Origin of the sequence: Thalassotalea sp. SU-HH00458 (assembly GCF_040362795.1) — a bacterium.
Lineage (GTDB): Bacteria > Pseudomonadota > Gammaproteobacteria > Enterobacterales > Alteromonadaceae > Thalassotalea_H > Thalassotalea_H castellviae.
Map to the genome: position 1 here is coordinate 1 of NZ_BAABWW010000020.1, position 3,417 is coordinate 3,417.

5 protein-coding genes are annotated in these 3,417 nt (G+C 35.2%); all 5 read left to right on the plus strand.

The features are described 5' to 3' along the window. On the plus strand, positions 1-411 hold a 411-nt coding region (locus ABXH06_RS17750), incomplete at its 5' end, for a hypothetical protein (RefSeq protein ID WP_353519089.1). A gap of 126 nt (positions 412-537) precedes the next feature. Further along, positions 538-1,203, plus strand: a complete 666-nt coding sequence (locus tag ABXH06_RS17755) for an RDD family protein (RefSeq protein ID WP_353519090.1) — start codon at positions 538-540, stop codon at positions 1,201-1,203. A 105-nt stretch (positions 1,204-1,308) separates the two neighbouring features. Continuing rightward, a complete protein-coding gene (locus ABXH06_RS17760; protein WP_353519091.1) occupies positions 1,309-2,037 on the plus strand; it encodes a hypothetical protein in 729 nt (242 codons plus the stop codon). A 110-nt stretch (positions 2,038-2,147) separates the two neighbouring features. After that, positions 2,148-2,555, plus strand: a complete 408-nt coding sequence (locus tag ABXH06_RS17765) for a hypothetical protein (RefSeq protein WP_353519092.1) — start codon at positions 2,148-2,150, stop codon at positions 2,553-2,555. A gap of 465 nt (positions 2,556-3,020) precedes the next feature. Then, positions 3,021-3,417: hypothetical protein (locus tag ABXH06_RS17770; RefSeq protein ID WP_353519093.1), on the plus strand; the 397-nt coding region annotated here is incomplete at its 3' end.

The window sequence follows — 3,417 nt, forward strand, 5'->3', positions numbered from 1 at the left end:
TATGCCCAGGGAGCTATGGCGATTCAAATCAAATCTAGACAACGAATCTATCGTTTATTGTTATTAATAGCATTTACCAGTGCTTTAACTGGTGTTTCATATCTTGTTATTGATTACATTAAAATGCCATCAACGAGCATTGAAATTCGTACTAAATCATATGAATGCAAAAATCTCCAATGTACGTACAAAGTGGAAATTAAAAACAAATCAAAGGAAGGCGATAAGGGTTACTTAAGGGTAAATGGGGTATTAATGATGTCCAATGCAATAAAATCTAGTGTTACTCATCAATTTCACACTGAGAAAATAAAAATTGAATTAGATGGCCTCCAACAAAAACAGATAACTGGTAGCATCAGTATAAAAGATAATAATAGTTACCTAAAGTTCAAAATACTGCCTATATAAATGGACATATAACAAGCTGTGCAAGCGGGACAAAAAACAGTTTGCTTTTGCTCCTTCGTCGCTTATTCTAACCTACTATATTTTGCCCATTAACAGGGCGTTATGTACTCAAGGAGAGTTAAGCATATGGAATCTAGTCCAAATTATAATAACTACACACTAGATGAACTTTTTGATGTTCAAAATAATATTGATTCAGAGCAATACCCTGAAAGAGCTAAAGAAATTGAACTAGCAATTTCTAATAAAATGAATGATCCAGCGGCTAAGGCTGAAATGGAAAAGCAACAAGAATTAGATAAATATTCTACTTTCGGCCCTCGATTTTGGGCATCAATTCTTGATGGAATTGTTATTAGCGTTCTTTCAGCAATTCTTGCTTACTTAGGAGCCCAAGCAGGAGGAGGAATCCAGACAACATTAGGTTATATCGACACTGTACAATTTGCTGTTTATTCTGTTGCTCTTCATACTCTTTACGGTCAAACCTTTGGAAAAATGGCACTAGATGTAAAAGTAGTCGATCACCTATCAGAAAAAGACATAAGTTTTAAACAAGCTTTCTTACGAGATTGTGTTCCTGTTGTAATGTTAATCTTATTATTAATTGCTTCTATATTTGTACCTGTTGACCAAGCAGCTGAAGCCCCTAATTGGTTAATTTATGCAATGATGGCTTTTGGCATTTCATACTTTTTGTGGCATTTACTTGAGATAATCACAATGCTCTTCAACGACAAAAATAGAGCAATGCATGATTTTATCGCGGGTACGGTAGTAATACGTACATAACAAGTCGCTTAAAAGGACAAAAAACAGTTGGTTTTTGCTCCTGCGTCGCTTATTTTAACCAACTAATTTTTGCCTCTTAGCGAGGCGTTAGCTTTTCAGGAAAGTATGAAGTTAATTTACAAGTTTTTAAGCTATATATATAACCCTTTTGATGAAAGGCATAAAGATATTGTTGATGGTATTGCATTAGCTTTATTAGCAATGGCTTGGTTGTTTTTAGTAATGACTACGGTTGAAAGAATCAGAGTTTTTGACCCTGTAACTATAACGAGAGTATTGAGCTTAATAGGCGTTACCGCTGGTGTTTATGTCGCCGTTTGGAAACTAGTTAGCGATCAAAAATGGCGTCAATCAGAAGTTTATCTAGAGCAAGCAAAAGAACTATTCGAAAAGTCTTTCGATACATTAAAAATAGATAAAGAAACAAACTATCCAATGAATGATCGATACCAGTGGCTTTCCTCAGCAAGGTTGCTGCTTTCAGCACAAGATTTGGGTAATAAAATAGAAGATAAAAGCCATAAAGAAACTTTCAATGAGTATGTCGAGTTTTGGCGAATGAAATTCAACGATCTCCTTGATTTTCACGGAGAACGATCTCCTGATGAAAATTACTTTTATGAAAAAGGGAAATTATTAGTTTATTCTCGCGGTGATCGAGAGCCTATATCAGAAAAATCTATAGCTGTTATTTATCGGTTCATGGAATGGCCACAAAATAGAGAAGATCGTTTAACTACTGAGAGTAATTTCAGTGATATTGAGGTCGAAAAAATATTTAAATTCGGTCCAAAAGGTTTACATGACTATTGTTCTGCACGTAGGAAAAGCTAACAAGTCATTTCAGCAGGACAAAAAACAGCTGGTTTTTGCTCGTGCCTCGCTAATTTTAACCAGCTATTTTATTGCCTCTGAATGAGGCGTTATAAAGCCTAAGGTAACGGATGAACCTCGAAGCATTTTACCAAGAATATACTCAAGCAAAATCGCTAAAAGATAAGAATGAAAGTCATCATCTTGTCCGCAAGCTTATAGGTAGAATTGCTTCTAATTTTCCAAAAGATAACCCTGACTCTTTAGCTTGGTTTACTGCGGCTTTAATGCATCCAGAGAAAAAGTGGTTTGTGGTAAAGCTTTTGGAAAAAGTTAATCCTTTACCTAAAGCTCTTTTCGATGATTTAGTCTTTGCTTCATTAATCGAACATGATCCTAGTTTCAATAAATGGTTTATTACGCCCTGTGTAAAGTCATTTGGTATTGAAGCAGTTAAATCAAAGATAATGTCTGTTGCTTCTCATCCTCAAGTGGTTGAAAATGAAGGTGTAAATAAAGTAATGTACTGGGTTAGGTGAATGGCTTTATAACAAGCAGTTCAAGCGGGACTAAAAACAGTTTGCTCGGTTTCGCTTCGCTACACATTTTAGCAAACAAATTTTTAGCCCCTTAACGTGGGCGTTATATACCGCAACTAATTCGATAAATAGTTTCTCAGGTTTTGGTATTTTCAATTGAAGTTTGGTTGTAAATTCTTCGGGTGTATTTTAGGTTTTTACATTGCAGCTTTTCGGCAAATAAAGTCGTAAATTCTGTAATACTCGCATTTAGGTTTACGTTGCGGTGGGTAAAGGCTGGAAAAGTTATGTGAGTTGCTAGCCAATAAAAAGGCTGGTAACGTAATGATGTAGTTAGTATTTATATAACAAGCAAATAAACAGGGACACGTAACAGTTGGCTTTCGTTCGTTCCTCACTATTTTAGCCAACGATACTTAGCCCATTATTTGGGCGTTATGCGTCTCGAGAAAATGGAGTTTCTAATTGACCTCTGAATTCAAATCTAAATTTTGGTCAAATCTAAAAGTCACACTTAAATTCGTTGGAATTGTGCTGCTTGGGTTTATCATTAAAATAACAATCGATGAGCTCCAAGAAGGCGGAATTGAAGACCCAACCGCTCCTTTAGTGTTGTTAACTTTTGTCCCAACACTTTTAATTGGCGTTTTCGCTTATACAAAATTAAAGCTATCGAGCTTAAATAAATATATTTGTTCTCTTATTTTTGCTTTTGCTATTTCATTTTCTGTTCTAGTACTTTACTTTATTGCGGTAACTATTGGTTCAACCGAAATGAATATAAGGTTGGCCAAATTTTTCACCGCATTAATTTTTGCGTGTACAACGTTGTTATATCTTCAGCTGCCATGGAGAAAAAACG

Excerpts from the sequence above, each read along its gene's own strand:
- ABXH06_RS17755 (WP_353519090.1), top strand. The coding sequence starts at position 538 with ATGGAATCTAGTCCAAATTATAATAACTACACACTAGATGAACTTTTT.
- ABXH06_RS17760 (WP_353519091.1), top strand. The coding sequence starts at position 1,309 with ATGAAGTTAATTTACAAGTTTTTAAGCTATATATATAACCCTTTTGAT.
- ABXH06_RS17765 (WP_353519092.1), top strand. The coding sequence starts at position 2,148 with ATGAACCTCGAAGCATTTTACCAAGAATATACTCAAGCAAAATCGCTA.